Annotated in this window: 3 protein-coding genes; all 3 read right to left on the bottom strand. The window is 64.1% G+C overall.

All coding sequences use genetic code 11. The annotated features are described in order from the left end of the window. Positions 1–24 precede the first annotated feature (24 nt). The 3 genes from M1D74_RS05635 to M1D74_RS05625 all read right to left on the bottom strand — a co-directional run bounded on the left by M1D74_RS05635 (position 25) and on the right by M1D74_RS05625 (position 18625). Entirely contained in the window at positions 25–6114 is a 6090-nt protein-coding gene (locus tag M1D74_RS05635) for an Ig-like domain-containing protein (RefSeq protein WP_458116805.1), read from the bottom strand. Between the two features lie 132 nt (positions 6115–6246). Beyond that, positions 6247–12363, bottom strand: a complete 6117-nt coding sequence (locus M1D74_RS05630) for an Ig-like domain-containing protein (RefSeq protein ID WP_458116804.1) — start codon at positions 12361–12363, stop codon at positions 6247–6249. Positions 12364–12499: 136 nt separating this feature from the next. Further along, complete coding sequence (locus M1D74_RS05625; protein ID WP_458116803.1) at positions 12500–18625, bottom strand: Ig-like domain-containing protein; 6126 nt, start codon at positions 18623–18625, stop codon at positions 12500–12502. Positions 18626–18690: the final 65 nt, after the last annotated feature.

The raw sequence follows: 18690 nt of genomic DNA, 5'->3' as shown, positions 1-18690 counted from the left end.
TGTTCCCACAGCCCGCCCGGCGCGTCAACATGTTCGGGCCCCTGGCTCAGCCGCCACGCTGACTGCCTTGAACCAGCCTCCAGCCGCAGCCTTGACCCACTCGCTCGAACTGCCTACCTGGACGAACCGACCCGGGGACGGCATGTCATAGATCGGGTAGACACCCCCATTGGGAGTTATGCACTCGATCTCGAACCGGTAGCCGATGCCCCGCCAGGTTCCACCGGCATCGGAGCAGTTGGCCCTGTTGGCCGGCTTGTCATTGCTCGAGACAGGGTACTCGCAGGTGCCCGTGGCGTCGGTGTCATTCACCGTTGCATACTTCTTCGGCGCCGGGGAGGTCCGGCCGGTCGCCGTCTTGGTGGCGCGCTGCCCCTCGGAATCAGTCACCGTCACCGTGATGGTGACGTCCCGGTCGTAGCCGACGCGACCCGATGTCGCCTGCCCGCCACCGGCCGGAACAGACCCGCTCGCTCCGCCTGCCTCCCAGGTCACCGATTGGACCGGACGACCGTTGGACGGGGTGGCGCCGATCGAGAAGACAACCTGCTCCCCCGACGGCGATGAGCTGATTGACGGCGTATTCGGTTGGCCGAACGGAACCACGGGGTTTGACTGGGTCGACGGTCCCGGGAAGGAGCTGCCGTTGGCGGTGTTCACCGCTCGCACGCCCACGGTGTACTCGGTTCCGTTGCTGAGACCGCCAATGACGCCGTTCGCCGGGAGCGTCGCGAAGGCACCGTTGTTCAGCTGGTATTCGTACCGGGTCTGCTGAGCCGTTGCGCCGTTGGTTTCAGGTTGCCCGTGCTTCACCGTGAGGCTGCGATCGGCGGGAGTTGCCTGCACGTTCGGCACAGGTCCGGGTGCTCCCACTGCCTGGCGAGGCTCGGAGGGCGCGCTTGCGGCGGACGTGCCCGCCTTGTTGGTGGCTGTGAGGGTGAAGGTGTAGGGACTCTGGGAGTTCGGCACCGTCACCGTGGTGTTGAAGACGGATCCGGACAGTTCCGCAGACCGCAACGCGCTGCCGTTCTGGAAGGTGGTCAGCGTGTAGGACTCAATTTCCGCGCCGTTCTTGTCGGCCGTGGAGGGCTGCGCCCAGGACACCGACAGGACGGAGTTCGTCGACCCGCCCTGGGAGGAGACCTGCGCAGTCGGTGCTGCAGGAATTGCCGGCACGCCAGCTGGAATTTCGGACGCGGAGTAGCTGCTCCAGTCAGAGGGATCCGGAGCCTTGTTGAATGCCCGCACCCTGACCTTGTAGGGGATGCCGTTCTCGAGGCCCTCCCATTCGACGGCAGTGCCGGCGATTCCGGTTTTCTGAAACTCCCCGGTCGGCGGAGCCGGCGAGATCTCGAGGTCGTAGTTCTCCACCGGTGAGCCCTCCGTCGCGGGGACGTCCCACGCCACGGAGAGCGAGCGGTCGCCGAAAACAAGCCTCGGCGGGGCCGGGGTGGACGGTTTCTCGTCAGGCCGTGCGGAGGCGGACGCGCCCGACGCCGGCGACTCACCGACGTCGTTCGCTGCAACGACAGTAAAGGTGTATTCAGTGTTGTTGGTCAACCCGGTAATGCTGCAGGTGGTGGCAGGGCAATCCTGGCTGACACCGCCGCTGCCGCTGACCCTGTAGCCCGTAATCCGGGAACCGTTGTCCGCAGGAGGGTCCCAGGAGAGCACCACGGTTTGACTGCTGACTTCGCCGACGGACGGGGTGGAAGGCGCGTCAGGGGCACCCTTGACGGTGAGTCGGATCCGCCCGTCCACTTCGCGCTCGGGGTCCGACGTACGGTCACCGATGCGGTACTGCACAACCATGGTGCCCACGAAGTCGTCAGCCGGGGTCACTGCGACGGAGTCGCTCTGCGCACTGGCCGAACCGAGACCGGTTTCCGTACTGACGGAGATCAGCTTCAGGGGTGTGTCGGGGAAGGGGTTCGTGTCATTGGCGAGTACGTCGACGAGGACGGTTTCGCCCTGCACGGCGTCCTGTTCCACATCGTCGTTCGCCACGGCCAATGGACGGGTGGAACTGACAACTGTGATGTTGACTGCCGCTTCGACGGGATCGCTGCGGCCGTCCGTCGCGGAGAATCGAATCGTATGGGCCTGGTTCTTCGCAGCGTTACCGGCGGCGACGGACAGGACGGATCCGTCAAGGTCCGCCGTCAGACCCTCCGGTGCATCGCCCAGAAGTGCGAAGGTGAGGGTGTCTGCCTCATCGATGTCCTGGACGAGTTTGGCCAGGTCGATGGTGCCGCTCTCCTGCTGGGCAACCTGCAGGTGGCCCGAACGTGCCTCGGGCGGGTGGTTCCGGTTCGGGTCAGGCAACACCATGATGCTGACGGTCAACATTGACTTCAGGCCTTCGGGATCATCAACCGATGTCCCGTCGGTGACCTCGAAGCTGACAGACGCTGCTCCGGAATAGTCCTCGGCCGAGGTAAAGACCAGTGTGGTTGCGTCGCGGACCAGCGGCTCGTTGTTGGACGCCACAGCCGTGACCTTCGCGTCATCGGTGAGCTGCACGCTGCGGCCTTCCCTGACCACCACCAGTTCGGTGAGGTCGAGGACAAGCTCTTCGCCGCTCATCACTTCCTGGGTTCCCGTGTTCAACAGGGCAGGCGGCTGGTTCGCCGAACCGGGAACATGGATGAATGCCGTCGCACTGAGGCCGTCGATGTCGGTGACGGTGTACGGGATGGTCTGGGCCTGCGGCAGGAGCTGGACATTGACGATGCTCGTGTCGCCGTCCCCTGGCCGCACGGAGGCCGTTTCGGAGGGCTCGGGGAAGGAAATTTGCAGTTCCTCCGGCGACCCGTCGCGGTCCGTGTCATTCTCAAGCACGGGCACGTCGACGGCAGCCTTGCCCAGAGTCTCCGAGAAGGAAATACGGTCATCGTGCGCCACGGGTGCCAGGCGCGGAGCGTCCGGCCTGGTCTGCACGCGAACGGTGCCCATCGCGGTTCCGCCGCGGCCGTCGTCGACCGTGTACCGGACCGCTGTTGTGCCGGTCTGCTCGGGCGAGGTGAAGCGCACCTTGCGGTCATGGACCTCCGCGTTGATCCCGCCGGCGGCCTCGAGACCGTCGGGCAACAGGGCCAGCGCATCGCCGTCGGGGTCCGAATCATTCGACAGTACGTCCACGGTTACGTTGCGGCCGGGCAGGACGTCGACTGAATCGTCAACCGGCACCGGGACCTGGTTTACCGTACTCGGCAGTGCAATGCCAAGCAGCACCGTGCCGGTTGAGCGTGCCCCGAAACGGTCCGTCACCACGTAGCTGAAGGAGTCCTGACCGGAGATATCAGTCGCGGCGGTGTATTCGATGAAGGTAGCGCCAACGCGCACGGTCCCCTTGGTCGGCGCCTGATCGATACCGACCAGGGACACGGAGTCACCGTCCGGATCGATCCCGGTCAGCGGAATCGGTATGCGGGTGGTGTTGCCCGCGATGGCCCGTGCCTTGACCGTTTCCGGCAGGGGACGGGAATTGTTCTCCTCGTCGACTGCCGTTACCCGGAACTGCACCTGCGCCGAGTCTTCCTGCCCGTCCGGGCCGCGTACAGCGTAGATCGCCCGGTAGGTTCCGGGCGTGGTCCCCGCCTTGAAGCGCAGGCTGTTGCCCGAAACGGCGAGCAGCCCCTGGCCGGGCGCGACCGTCTCCACCAGCTCCGGGTCCAGCGTCAGAACACCGCCGTTGGGATGCGTGTCATTGCTCAGGACCTCCACCGTGGCGACATCGCCGGCACGCACGGTGATTTCGTCGTCAGCGGCACGGGGCGGCTGCAGCTTGGCGGGTGCGGGGATGGGAACCACGGACACCTGGCCCGTGGAGCTCTCACGTCCGTTGGACACGCTGTAGCTGAACGTGATGCGTTCCTTGAGTCCGCGGGTGTCGCTGATCCGCAGGATGCTGTGGCTGAGGACGGCCACTGTCACCGGGGAATCGGCCGGCAGGGAGACCGACTGCACCACAAGTACACCGCCGCCCGGGTCGGTGTCGTTGGCCAGCACATCCACCAGCGTCTGCCCTCCGGTGGGCAGCAGGGCACTGTCCCGCACGGCTACCGGAGCACCTGCTTCCCCGCCCTCGGGCAGGACATCGATGCGGATGATCCCCGGAGCGCTGGCAGGACCATTGGCCACGACATAGTCAAGGTAAACCGGGCCCGGTTTGTCCGAGCGGAACGTGAATGTACCCACCTCGTAATTGGGGGTGACCTCAGCGGTTTCGCCGCCGTTGATGCGTGTGAGCCGCAGGCCCCTCCCGGACGGGTCGAGGTCATTTTCCAGAGGGGCGACAAGGAGCTCCTCCCCCGCGTTGACGGTGAGGTGGTCCGGGTTCGCAATGGGCGGCACCTCGCCCGGGGCGCGGACGTCGACGACGACGACGCCCTCCGTGGTCTCCCGACCGTCGGAAACCGTGATCGCCACTTCCTTCTCACCGATCTGCGCTCCGCCGTCGGTGAACGTGAGCAGTCCGTCATCCCGGTGTTTGGCACTGTCACCGTCCGTCGTGGCGGTGGCGGACTGAAGGTAGAGATCGTCCCCGTCCGCGTCCGTCCAGTCGGCGAGGATGTGCTGGTTCGCGCTCTGACCCTGCTCCAAGACGATGCGCGTCTTGCGCTTCTGCAGCGGCGGCTCGTTGGAGTCGGCAGAGCGCACGTTCAAGGTGACGGACGCCGTGTCCCGACCGCCGCGGCCGTCGTCGACCGCGTAATCGAAGGTGTGCCGTCCCGGGGGGACGTCCGCTTCGAGCACAACCTGCAGGCCGGTGGCGTCGTACACCGGCTGCACCGCGCCGACGTCGGGAAGGCCTTCCGGAACCGTCACCGTGAGGAGGTCGCCGTCCGGATCCGAGTCGTTGTCCAGCACCGGGAGAAGGGTGGTGGAGCCTACCCGGGCGCCCAGCTCATCATCCTCGGCAACCGGCGGCTGGTTCTCCTTGGTCCTGTCCGGCAGCGTGTTGATCGGGTTTTCGCTGGCCGACTCCTCGTCTTCCTTGTCGTCCTCCTCCGGCGGCGGGATGATTTCGTCCCAGTTCTGCACAAGCTGCATGTTCTGCTGCACCAGCCAGATATTGCCGCCACGGATGTCGTTCAGCACGACGACGTTGCGGTTGGTCCGGAACACCAGTTCCGACTGCGTGTTGAGGGAGGGGATTTCCGAGGTGACGTCGTTCGAATCTGTACTGCAGTCGCGGACGTAAATCCCGGCCGCGGCCCAGGCGGCATGGACGCACCCGTCCTGCTGCACGGGAGCGGAAGGTTCAGCGGAAACCTCGATGGGCTGAGCGGACGGTTCGGATCCGTCCAGCGGCACGCTGACCAGCGCGCCGGCAGTAGCGACCGCAACGAAAGGCGATGCCGGCCCGCTCTGTTGCAGGCGGGCGCCATCCGGCTCGGGGAGTACGGTCTGCTTCCCACCGGGCAGGAACAGGGTGCCCGACGACGGATCCAGTGCGACGGCGTCGTCCCCTACTGTGGTGAGCTGCAGTTCCTCGACGTCCCTGATGCCCTCCACGGTTTCCCGTGACGTCTCGGCGAACGCGCCGGTGCCGTCTGCTTCCCAGGTCACGACGTCGCCCGACGCCGGATCGGCTGTAACAACAACGTCGAGCGGGGTGATCGCTGCGGCAACGCCTGTGGCGCCCTCGACCAGGGGCGGTGCGTCCTCGCTCGCGAAGGTTGCAAGGCTGGTGACCGGTGCGGTGCGCACGGTGCCCTCCCCCGCGTTCACCGAGACAACGTAGTCGGTGCCAAGCTTCGGCTGGCCGTTCCCGGGCAGTTCCTGTTCATCTCCCGTGGTGACCGCGGTGATGCTGACCTGGCTGAGGGCGCCCTGGTCCTGATTGTGGTTGAGCACCGTGGCATCGCGCTGCAGGACGTCGAACGCGTTGCTTCCGGCGATGAAACCGCCGTCGAGTGTGCGTGACGGATAGTTCAGGTGGCCGACCTTGCCCTGCGACAGGTTGGTGACCCAGACACCGCCGTCGTTCAGGTCCACTTCAGCGGTGGTTACACCGGGGTTGAGAACGGCGCCTACGACGGCGGCCGCCACGGCAAGCGCCGTGCCGGACACGAGCGCGCGCTTGCGCCGATCAAGACCACGAATCATGAGAAGTTGCTATCCCCCGAGAAAGGGCGCCTGGACCGTTCGCGGCGCCGTCGCAAGTCTATAGGTAAGGAGGCTGTGCTCCCCATGGGCACGAGTACCCATGGGGAGGATCACTACAGCGACCTCTAGGGGCTAACACTGCGGGAGCTTGCTCTGGGCCGGCCCACCAACGGTGACGTGTCCTGCGTCGATGTAGCGGCCGACGTTGCGGGGGCCCGCAACGATCCGGTACCACTGCCCGGCGATGCCGTAACCGTCTGTGTGGTGGATCCAGCATCCGACCGTGAACTGATGCTCCGCATAGAACCAGGGCGGATTGTTTCCCCCAACGCCTTGACAGGTGAAGGTCTTGGGATTGTAGGTGGCTCTGTCTGCAGGATCCGTGCAGCTGCGCACCATATGACTTGAGAGTCGGGTGTTCAGCTGGCTGGGCTGTTCCTTACCGGCCGTTGCACGGGCGGTAGCAATTCCGCCGGCCTGGTCACGCGAATTGAGCGATCGAACCCTGATCTCGTGTTGCTGTTCGAAATTGCCGCTGACCTGCCTCGAACCCGAGTTGGCGACGTTTTGCCAGCCGCCGCCGTCAATGCTGATCTGAACCTGTTTGACGTCGTGAGCACCCGTATTCGGTGCTCCCCAGGTGAAGGTCACGCTGGTCTCGTTCTGAGCACCGTTCTGGCCGCTGGCCGTTGGCGTCCCGGGGTTGCCATAGGGGTTCACGGTGTTGGAGGTGGCCGGTGGGCTGGAGTAGTTGGCTCCGTCGCTGTTCACAACCGCGGTGACGGTGGCTGTGACGGGTGTGCCGTTGGCGAAGCCCCCGATTTCCTGACCCGGCCGAACCGCCATCTGGCGACCGTTGAGCGTCGCCTGGTAACTGACCTCGGAGGCACGTGCGCCGTTGCGCTGTTCAGCGCTGAGCTCGCTGAAGTTAATCTGCACGTGGCGGCCCTCAGCACCGGTCCGCGTCTCCGCCAAGGTCACGTTACTGGGCGCAGCAGGGGAACCTACGGCCCGTCGCGGCGCGGACTGCGCACCGTACTCGGTCCACCCGGCCTTGTTATAGGCACGGACCGCGTAACTGTAATCCGCCTCAGCATTAGGCACCGTGATCGTCTGCTCCGAGGCCTGGACCTCCGGCAGCGTCCGGGTGAGGGTGCCGCCCCTAAACTCCTGGACCTGGTACTTCGACACCGCAGCGCCGTTCGGTGACACATCCGCCCAATCAACCACCAATTGAGACTCCGAACCCACCGACTGGGCCCGCGTCGTCGTCGGCGCCGCCGGCGTCCCCGGCAACCCCGCCGGAGTCTCAGCGGCCGAGTAATCACTCCACTCCGACGGCTCCGGGGCAGCGTTCCTGGCCTGCACCCGCACCTTGTACGCGGTCCCGTTCTCCAGGCCCTCCCACGTCAACGGCCCACCGGCGGCACTGCGTTGCACCACACCGTTCGGCGGTGCAGGGGATATCTGCAGGTCATAACCCTCAATCGGGGACCCCTCATTCGCCGGCGGCGTCCAATCCACCGTCAGGGCGCCGTCCCCAAACACCAGGCTCGGCGGAGCAGGCTGCGCCGGCTGCGTATCCGGGCGCGCCACCGCCGACTCCGGCGACGGATCCGAGATACCGATGTCATTGGCAGCGGTCACCGTGAACACGTACTCGACATTGTTCGTCAACCCCGTCAACGTGCACGTCGTCGCCGGGCACTCCTGCGTGAACCCGTTGTTGCTGCTCACCGTGTACCCGGTAATCGGCGAGCCGTTGTCCGCCGGCGGATCCCATGACAACACCACCGACTTATTCCGCGTACTCTCCACCACCGGAGTCGACGGCGCCCCCGGCTTACCCTTCACCGTCAACACGACCTGCCCGGTAGCCAACCGCGACTGATCCCCTGTCTTGTCCTGAACCGTGTACTGCACCGTCATCGTCCCAACAAAGGACTCAGCCGGGGTCACCAACACCGACTCACCCTGCTGCGACACGCTGCCGTTCCCGTCAGCAACCACATCAACAATCCGCAAAGGCTCCTCCGGGAACGGATTCACATCATTGGACAACACATCCACCGACACGGGCTCACCCTGCACCGCATCCAGCACCTCATCATCATTCGCCACCGGAAGCGGACGGTTCGATGCCAGGACCGTCAACGCAACCGAGCTCGACGCCGAATCCTCCCCATCCGTGACCGAAATGCCCACGACGCCGGTCAGACCAGCCTCGGAATCATCACCAGGAGCAACGCTCAACACCGAGCCATCAAGAGACACCTTGAACCCCGCGGGTTGATCACCGATCAACGAGAACTTGAGGGTGTCCTCGGGGTTGGGATCGAAGGCAAGACCGGCCAATTCCAGGCTCACCGCCGGCTCCGCAACGGCCACCTCAAGTGACCCCGAGTTGAGGGTCGGCGGAATGTTCGGGCTCTCTTCTGCCGGAATCACGTTGGTGAGAATGGTCAGCGTCGAGCTCAGACCTTCCGGATCATCCGGTCCGGAACCATCGGTGACCTCAAAGGTGATCGAGCCCTTGCCCGCGTAGGCGACGTCCGCGGCGTAGCGCAGGTTGTTAGGATCAACCACCCAATCGTTGGTGTTGCTGGTCCCGATCGCCGAGACCTTCTCGCTGACCGTAAGACGCGGAGACCTGCCCTCGCGGACCTCCACCAACTCCCGCACATCCAGGGCAAGTTCCTCCCCTGCCTGCACGTCGATCGGCGCATCGCTGATCAGCGTCGGATACTGCTCGCTCAACCCCGGCACCCACATCACCGCCGTCGCAACACCACCGTCAATATCCTCAACTGTATAAGGGATGGACTGCGGTTCGGGGGTCAGTTCCACGCGAACGACGTTCTCCGAGCCCACCGTTGCTGTGACATCCGCCGGGTCAAGACTGACCACCAGGTCCTCGGCCACACCGTCAGGGTCCTCATCGTTCTTCAGGACCGGTACATCAACGGCCGTTCGTCCGCGGGTCTCGGTGACCTCAACCCTGTCATCCCGTGCGATCGGCAGTAGAAGCGGTGCGTTCTGGTCGACCGTGACGCTGATATTGCCGGCGGCAGTGCCGCCACGGCTGTCCTGAATTCCGTAGCGGACGCTGAAATCACCTTCGGCTGCAGGCGCCCGGAACAGGACCCTGCCCTCGACAACCTCCGGAGCCATCTCCTCAGGAGTAGCCGTTACGGCATCCGGGTCCAAAGCGATCGGGTCCCCGTCCGGATCTGAATCATTACGCAGGGCGTCGACGGCGATCGCGCGGCCGGGCCGTAGGATCACACCATCGTTGACCGCGACCGGTTTCTGGTTTGCCTCCGCTGCAGGGGCAATGCCCACCTGCACCGTGCCCGTGTTCTCCAGGCCCAACCGGTCACGCACCGTATACGTGAACATGTCGGTCCCCGCTCCGGTCGCCGACGCAGTAAAATCGATGTAGTTCGGTCCCGGCACAGCAGCTCCCATTGCCGGCGCAGCGTCGATACCAGCCAGGAACGATGAGTCACCGTCGGCGTCGATACCGTCCAACGGAACCGGGATGCGCACCGTCGATCCTGCGATGACGCGAGCGTCGAGGTTCTTCGGAACCGGCGGCGTATTCGGCGCATCAAGCGGCCGGATATTGATCCGCACCTCAGCGGAGTCAGATTGCCCGGTGCTGTCGAGCACCTCATAAATCGCATACACAGTCTTCGCCGTCGGCCCCGCCACGAACCGCAACGAGTTCTCCGAAGCAAACACCCGACCATCTGCCAGGTCAATCCCCTGAGCCAACACCGGGCTGAGCGTCAACTCATCCCCGTTGGGATGCGTGTCATTGTCCAGCACCGGGATGTTCACCACATCCCCGGCACGCACCGTCACCTCATCCGAATTTGCCTGCGGCGGCAACAGCGTCTCCGGGCCCTCCACCGGCAGGACACTGACTTCACCGGTGGCGGAGGCTTTGCCGTTCGAGATGGTGTAGGTGATGGTGGTTTGCTCACCAAGGTTCCGCACGTCGTGGATACGGAGCACGTTATGATCGAGCACTGCGACGTCCACCGGCGAGCCGGCCGGTACGTCGACGGACTGCACCACCAGCACCCCGCCGGTTGGATCGCTGTCATTACCCAACACATCCACCAGCACGTCCCCGTTACGCGGCAACAACGCCACATCGCGGACGGCAATCGGAGCACCCTCGGTACCTTCGGCCTTGGCGTCGACCCGGATCAGACCACTGGCACTCTGCGGCCCATTCGTCACCAGATACTCAACATAGAACGTCCCGGCTGCACTCGGCGTGAACGCGATCGTCCCGGTGTCGTAGTTGGGGCTGACCACGGCGTCGCCGCCTGCAAGCTCCGCCTTGGCCAAACTTAGCTGGCCGCCTGCCGGATCCTGATCGTTCTGCAGCGGAGTCAACTGCGACTCCTGCCCTACGACGGCGGTGAAATGGTCGAAGTTCACCACCGGCGGCAGCGTCCCCGACGCCCGGACATCGAAACTGACGACGCCGGATACTTCCTCGCGCCCATCGGAAACCACGATGTCGACTTCCTTGACCCCCTGGGATTTTCCGACGTCGCGGAACGTCAGCAACCCATCCGATCGCGAACGCACCTGATCCCCATCCGGCGTCGGCTCCGCGCTCACCAGGAACAGGTCATCACCGTCTGCATCGGTCCAGTTACTCAGGATGTTCTGGCTGACCGACGTACCCTCTTCCACGAGGATCTTCGTCGGCCGTAGCGGGTTCGGCGCCTCGTTCGAATCCCGACTCCGGATATCCACCTCGACCTGCGCGGTATCGCTTCCGCCCCGTCCGTCTGAGACTTCATAGCCGAACGTGTGGATTCCAAGTGGGGCGTCCTCGGGAACCACGATTTGGAGGCCTGCACCGTTGTAGATCGGTTGAACGCTGCCCGCGGCGGGCTGTTCACCCGTGAGGGAAGACGTCAACAGGTCCCCGTCCGGGTCAGTGTCATTGGCGACGACGTTCAGGATGGTGGTGCGTCCAGCCCTCGCCCCGTAGGAGTCATCGGTCGCTATCGGCGGACGGTTCTCCCCCGACCGGTCCGGCAGCGTGTTAACCGGATTCTCGCTCGCTGACTCCTCATCCTCCTCATCCGACTCCTGCTTCGGCGGAATGATGTCGCCCCAGTTATCCACCAACTGCATGTTCTGCAACACCAGCCACACATCCCCGGCATTGATGTCATTGAGAACCACGACACTCCGGTTGACCCGGAACACCAACTCCGAATCCGCGCCCAGCTCAGGGATATCCTTCCGCTGATCATTGGCATCATCGGCGCAATCGCGCAGGTATACGGCGGCGCCCGCCCAGGCTGCATGGACACACCCATCCACCTGCACCGGAGCCGCCGGAACCCCAGCGGTGTCCAATGCAATGATCACCGGGTCCCCGCCGCTCAACGGCTGCTTGATCAACGACGACGGCGTCGCCACCACCGCGAAACCACTCGCCTGACCGCTCTCCTGCAAACGCCCACCCTCAGCATCCGGCAGCGTCACCGTCTCACCGTCCGGAAGGATGAGCTGCCCGGACTCGCTGTCGAAGACCACCGCCTGATCCCCCACCGCCGCAACCTGCGCATCGCCAAAATTCCGCAGTTCCTCGGACTCAACAACGGACGGCTCTTCAACGGACCCGTCCGGGTGGACCACGTACGTGGTCACCGTCCCGACCGTCGGCTCGGCGACAATAACCCTGTTGTTCGAGGACACCGCAGCCACCGCGCCCGAGGAACCCGTCACCACCGGCTCCGTCTCCTGGTCGCTGAACGCGGCCAGGTTCTGCACCGCGGTAATCCACACAGCGCCGCCGGCCCGATCAGTCACCGCCGCCGTCGAACCACCCATCGCGACAACGGCAGAGCCCGGCAACTGCACCTCAGTGCCCCGAACCACATTCGCTACATCAACCGGGCTGACCTTCGACTGGTCCGTATTGATATTGAAGACCGTCGCCTGATCCTGAATGATGTCGAAGCCGTCGCTGTTGGCCGCATAGCCGCCATCCAACAGACGCGACTGATAATTCAGGTGCCCCACCAACCCAGTGTTCCGGTTCGTCACCCACACACCGCCGTCGTTCAGATCAACCTCAGCAGTGGCAAAACCCGGATACAACAACGCACCACCCACCACAGCAACACTGACAGCGGAAACCGTAGAGACAGACAACGCGCGCTTGTGCTTCGTCCTGAAACGACGCAGACGATCGAGACCACGTTTCATGTGCGTTGAAAACCCCCCGGGAATGGGCGCCTTGCCCCTGCAGCGCCACGGCCAGTCTATAGCGCGTTCTCGGGTCCTCCCATGGGCACCTACGGCCGTGGGAGGACCCGCGCCTGTCGCTGGCTGCATCTCCCGATCAGCACCGCGGCATACCCGCGGGTGGGTTCGCTCCCTGCGTGGTCGTATTGCCCCGCACATGCAGGCCATTGTTGTTCGCATAGGTGTTGGGACCGGAGAATTGCCGGTACCAGGCACCGGAGGACCGCTGGATGTAGCACTTCGAGACAATGGTCTCGCCATAGCCCAACCAGTGGTCTCCGCGGCAGTCCGATCCCGTCCAGTTCGTTCCGTTGACAGGATCCATGCAGGACCGGTGCCCTGTCTGCAGCCCTGGACCGCCTGCGGTGATACGCCATTCACTCTGCGGTGGCGGGGGCGGCGGCGGAGCGTCGCCGCTCCTTGCAGCGGCTTCAGCCACCGGGCCGAACGTTCCCCGCGAGTTCATCGATCGGACCTTGATGACGACGCGCTCGTTGTACCCGTTCGTTCTGACCGTCCGGTTGCCCGAGTTATTAACGTTCTGCCAGCCGCCCCCGTTGATGTTGATCTGAATCTGCTTGACGTCGTGGGCACCGGTGTTCGGCGCATCCCAGCTGACGGTGACTTCCTTCTGCTCCCTGGCCCCATCACGGGCGCCGGCTCGTGCCGCTCCGGGGTTGCCGTAAGGACTCACCTGGTTGGATCCGGCCGGTTGGCTGGAGTAGTTGGCTCCGTCGCTGTTCACGATCGCGGTGACCGTCGCGCTGACGGCTGAACCGTTCGCGAATCCACCGACTTCCTGACCCGGCTGGATAGCCATCTGACGTCCGTCACTGAAGTTCGCCCGGTAACTGACCTCCGAGGCACGTGCGCCGTTGCGCTGCTCGGCGCTGAGCTCGCTGAAGTTGATCTGCACATGGCGGCCCTCAGCACCGGTGCGCGTCTCGGCAAGGGTCACGCTGCTCGGTGCTGCGGGAGAACCCACCGCACGACGCGGTGCTGACTGAGCACCATATTCGGTCCACCCGGCCTTGTTGTAAGCGCGCACTGCGTAGCTGTAGTCCGCCTCGGCATTCGGCACCACGATTGTCTGATCCGAAACCTGGACCTCCGGCAGCGTCCGGGTGAGGGTGCCGCCCCTGAACTCCTGGACCTGGTACTTCGACACCGCAGCGCCGTTCGGTGACACATCGGCCCAATCAACCACCAGCTGACTTTCTGATCCCACGGACTGCGCACGCGTGGTCGTCGGCGCCGCCGGTGTTCCCGGCAACCCCGCCGGAGTCTCAGCGGCCGAGTAATCACTCCACTCAGACGGCTCCGGGGCAGCGTTCCTTGCCTGGACCCGGACCTTGTAGGCTGTTCCGTTCTCAAGGCCTTCCCACGTCAACGGCCCGCCCGCCGCACTTCGTTGCACCGCACCATTGGGCGGCGCAGGGGATATCTGCAGGTCATACCCCTCGATCGGCGAGCCTTCATTCGCCGGAGGCGTCCAATTGACCGTCAGCGATCCGTCGCCGAATACGAGGGTCGGCGGAGCGGGTTGTGCCGGCTGTGTATCCGGACGCGCCACCGCGGATTCGGGCGAGGGATCCGAGATACCGATGTCATTGGCAGCGGTCACCGTGAACACGTACTCGACATTGTTCGTCAACTCAGTCAACGTGCACGTCGTCGCCGGGCACTCCTGCGTAAACCCGTTGTTACTGCTCACCGTGTAACCCGTAATCGGCGAGCCGTTGTCGGCCGGCGGATCCCATGACAACACCACGGACTTGTTGCGGGTGCTTTCCACCACCGGAGTCGACGGCGCCCCGGGCTTACCCTTCACGGTGAGAAGAATCTGCGCGGTGTCAACCCGGGAGAGCTCGCCGGTCTTGTCCTGGACGGTGTACTGCACGGTCATGTTTCCGACAAAGGATGCGGCCGGGGTAACGAGCACCGACTCCCCTTGCTGCGAGACGCTGCCGTTGCCGTCTGCGACAACGTCCAGAATGCGCAGCGACTCCTCCGGGAACGGGTTCACGTCGTTGGCAAGCACATCCACCGATACAGGTTCGCCCTGCACCGCGTCTGAGACCTCATCATCGTTCGCTACCGGAAGCGGCCTGCTGGACGCGATAACAGTGAGGGAGACCGCGCTGCTGATTGTTTCCTCCCCGTCGGTCACTGAAATCCCGACGGCTCCGGTGGTGCCCACTTCGGCGCCTTCCTGCGCCGCCACGCTGAGTACGGAACCGTCAAGGGTGACGTCGAACCCGGCCGGTTGCTCGCCGGTGAGCGAAAACTCCAGGACGTCTTCAGGGTTGGGATCACCTCCAAGGCTGGACACGTCGAGCGTGACAGCCGGTTCAGCGATGGCAACGTCGAGTGACCCTGAGTCCAGGGTGGGCGGAAGGTTGGGGCTCTCCGCCGCCGGTATCACGTTGGTGAGGATGGTCAGCGTCGAGCTCAAACCCTCTGGATCATCCGGTCCGGTGCCGTCCGTCACTTCGAAGGTGATGGATCCCCGCCCCGCGTAGTCGATATCCGCCGCGTAGCGGAGGTTGTTGGCATCGACCACCAGGTCGTTCGCATTGCTTGTCCCGATAGCTGAGACTTTCTCGCTCACGGTCAGTCTTGGCGTCCTGCCGTCGCGGACTTCAACGAGATCCCGCAGATCCAGAGCGAGTTCCTCTCCCGCCTGCACATCAATCGGCGCGTTACTGATCAGCGTCGGATACTGCTCACTCAGGCCGGGGACCCAAACGACCGCGGTAGCTACACCACCGTCGATATCCTCGACCGTGTACGGAATCGTCTGCGCCTGTTCGGTGAGTTCGACCCGGACTACATTTTCCGACGTGACAGTGGCGGTGGCGTCGGCGGGGTCAACACCTACAATCAGGTCTTCCGCGACGCCGTCGGGGTCCTCGTCATTCTTCAGGACCGGCACGTCCACAGCTGTCTGACCGCGGGTTTCCGCCGGTTCCACGCGGTCGTCGCGGGCGATGGGCAGAAGCAGGGGAGCGTTCTGATCGACGGTGACGTTGATGTTGCCGTTCGCAGCACCGCCACGGCCATCAGCCACACCGTAACGGACGCTGAAATCACCTTCGGCTGCAGGCGCCCGGAACAGGACCCTGCCCTCGACAACCTCCGGAGCCATCTCCTCAGGAGTAGCCGTGACGGCATCCGGGTCCAAAGCGATGGGGTCCCCGTCAGGGTCCGAATCATTGCGGAGCGCGTCGACCGCGATCGCCCGGCCGGGTCGCAGGATCACACCGTCGTTGACTGCAATCGGTTTCTGGTTTGCCTCAGCCGCCGGGGCAATACCGACCTGCACGGTCCCTGTATTTTCCAGCCCGAGCCGGTCGCGAACCGTATAGGTGAAGGAATCAGTGCCGGCCCCGATGGCGGAGGCAGTGAAGTCGATGTAGTTCGGTCCCGGTACTGCTGCACCCATCTGTGGAGCGACGTCAATTCCGGCGAGGAAGGCTGAATCACCGTCGGCGTCGATACCGTCCAACGGAACCGGGATGCGCACCGTCGATCCTGCGATGACGCGGGCGTCGAGGTTCTTCGGAACCGGCGGCGTATTCCGTTCGTCAAGCGGCCGGATATTGATCCTGACTTCAGCCGAATCCGACTGCCCGGTGCTGTCGAGTACCTCATAAATCGCATACACCGTCTTCGCCGTCGGCCCCGCCACGAACCGCAACGAGTTCTCCGAAGCAAACACCCGACCATCTGCCAGGTCAATCCCCTGAGCCAACACCGGGCTGAGCGTCAACTCATCACCGTTAGGATGCGTGTCATTGTCCAGCACCGGAATGTTCACCACATCCCCGGCACGCACCGTCACCTCATCCGAATTCGCCTGCGGCGGCAACAGGGTCTCGGGCCCTTCGACGGAAAGCACGCTCACTTCACCTGTGGCAGACGCCTTACCGTTGGAAATCGTGTAGGTGATCGTTGCCTGCTGGTTCAGGCTGCGCACGTCGTGGATCCGCAGCACATTGTGATCCAGCACTGCGACGTCCACCGGCGAGCCGGCCGGTACGTCGACGGACTGCACCACCAGCACCCCGCCGGTTGGATCGCTGTCATTACCCAACACATCCACCAGCACGTCCCCGTTACGCGGCAACAACGCCACATCGCGGACGGCAATCGGAGCACCCTCGGTACCTTCGGCCTTGGCGTCGACCCGGATCAGGCCACTGGCACTCTGCGGCCCGTTCGTCACCAGATACTCAACATAGAACGTCCCGGCTGCACTCGGCGTGAACGCTATTGTGCCGGTGTCGTAGTTGGGGCTGACCACGGCGTCGCCGCCTGCAAGCTCCGCCTTGGCCAAACTTAGCTGGCCGCCTGCCGGATCCTGATCGTTCTGCAGCGGAGTCAACTGCGACTCCTGCCCTACGACGGCGGTGAAATGGTCGAAGTTCACCACCGGCGGCAGCGTCCCCGACGCCCGGACATCGAAACTGACGACGCCGGATACTTCCTCGCGCCCATCGGAAACCACGATGTCGACTTCCTTGACCCCCTGGGATTTTCCGACGTCGCGGAACGTCAGCAACCCATCCGATCGCGAACGCACCTGATCCCCATCCGGAGTGGGTTCAGCGCTGACCAGGAACAGGTCATCACCGTCTGCATCGGTCCAGTTACTCAGGATGTTCTGGCTGACCGACGTACCCTCTTCCACGAGGATCTTCGTCGGGCGTATCGGGTTCGGGGCTTCGTTCGAATCAGCTCCGCGAACCTCGATGGTGACCTGGGCAGAATCGCTGCCGCCGCGGCCGTCTGAGACTTCATAGGTGAAAGTCGAATTCCCCACCGGCGCATCCTCCGGCACAACAATTTGAAGACCGGCACCGTTATAGATCGGCTGCACGCTCCCGGCCGACGGCTGCTCTCCCGTCAGGGAGCTCGTCAATAAGTCGCCATCCGGGTCAGTGTCATTGGCGACGACGTTCAAGATGGTCGTCCGCCCGGCACGGGCACCATACGAATCATCGGTCGCTACCGGCGGACGGTTCTCCCCCGACCGGTCCGGCAGCGTGTTAACCGGATTCTCACTGGCCGACTCCTCATCCTCCTCATCCGACTCCTGCTTCGGCGGAATGATGTCGCCCCAGTTATCCACCAACTGCATGTTCTGCAACACCAGCCACACATCCCCGGCATTGATGTCATTGAGAACCACCACACTCCGGTTGACCCGGAACACCAACTCCGAATCCGCGCCCAGCTCAGGGATATCCTTCCGCTGATCATTGGCATCATCGGCGCAATCGCGCAGGTATACGGCGGCGCCCGCCCAGGCTGCATGGACACACCCATCCACCTGCACCGGAGCCGCCGGAACCCCGGTGGCGTCCAATGCAGTGATCACCGGATCCCCGCCGCTCAACGGCTGCTTGATCAACGACGACGGCGTCGCCACCACCGCGAAACCACTCGCCTGACCGCTCTCCTGCAAACGCCCACCCTCAGCATCCGGCAGCGCCACCGTCTCACCGTCCGGAAGGATGAGCTGCCCGGACTCGCTGTCGAAGACCACCGCCTGATCCCCCACCGCCGCAACCTGCGCATCGCCAAACGACGCAAGCTCCTCCGACTCCACAATCGTCGGGTCCTCAAACGAGCCATCGGGTCCAACCACGTAAGTTGACACGGTCCCGGCCTTCGGCGCAGCAACAACAACCCTGTTGTTGCTTGACACCGCGGCCACCGCGCCGGAGGAGCCCGTCACCACCGGCTCCGTCTCCTGGTCGCTGAACGCGGCCAGGTTCTGCACCGCGGTAATCCACACAGCGCCGCCGGCCCGATCAGTCACCGCCGCCGTCGAACCACCCATCGCGACAACGGCAGAGCCCGGCAACTGCACCTCAGTGCCCCGAACCACATTCGCTACATCAACCGGGCTGACCTTCGACTGGTCCGTATTGATATTGAAGACCGTCGCCTGATCCTGAATGATGTCGAAGCCGTCGCTGTTGGCCGCATAGCCGCCATCCAACAGACGCGACTGATAATTCAGGTGCCCCACCAACCCAGTGTTCCGGTTCGTCACCCACACACCGCCGTCGTTCAGATCAACCTCAGCAGTGGCAAAACCCGGATACAACAGCGCACCGCTCACCACAGCAACACTGACAGCGGAAACCGTAGAGACAGACAACGCGCGCTTGTGCTTCGTCCTGAAACGACGCAGACGGTTCAGCAGGTTCACAAATCTTCCCCGAATGAGACTTTTACCTGGCGTCCGAGACCACAGCGGACCACCGGCTTAATGCT

This window comes from Arthrobacter sp. D2-10 (assembly GCF_054161285.1).
Note: the sequence above shows the minus strand (reverse complement) of the source record. Positions and strands in the feature narration are given on the sequence as shown.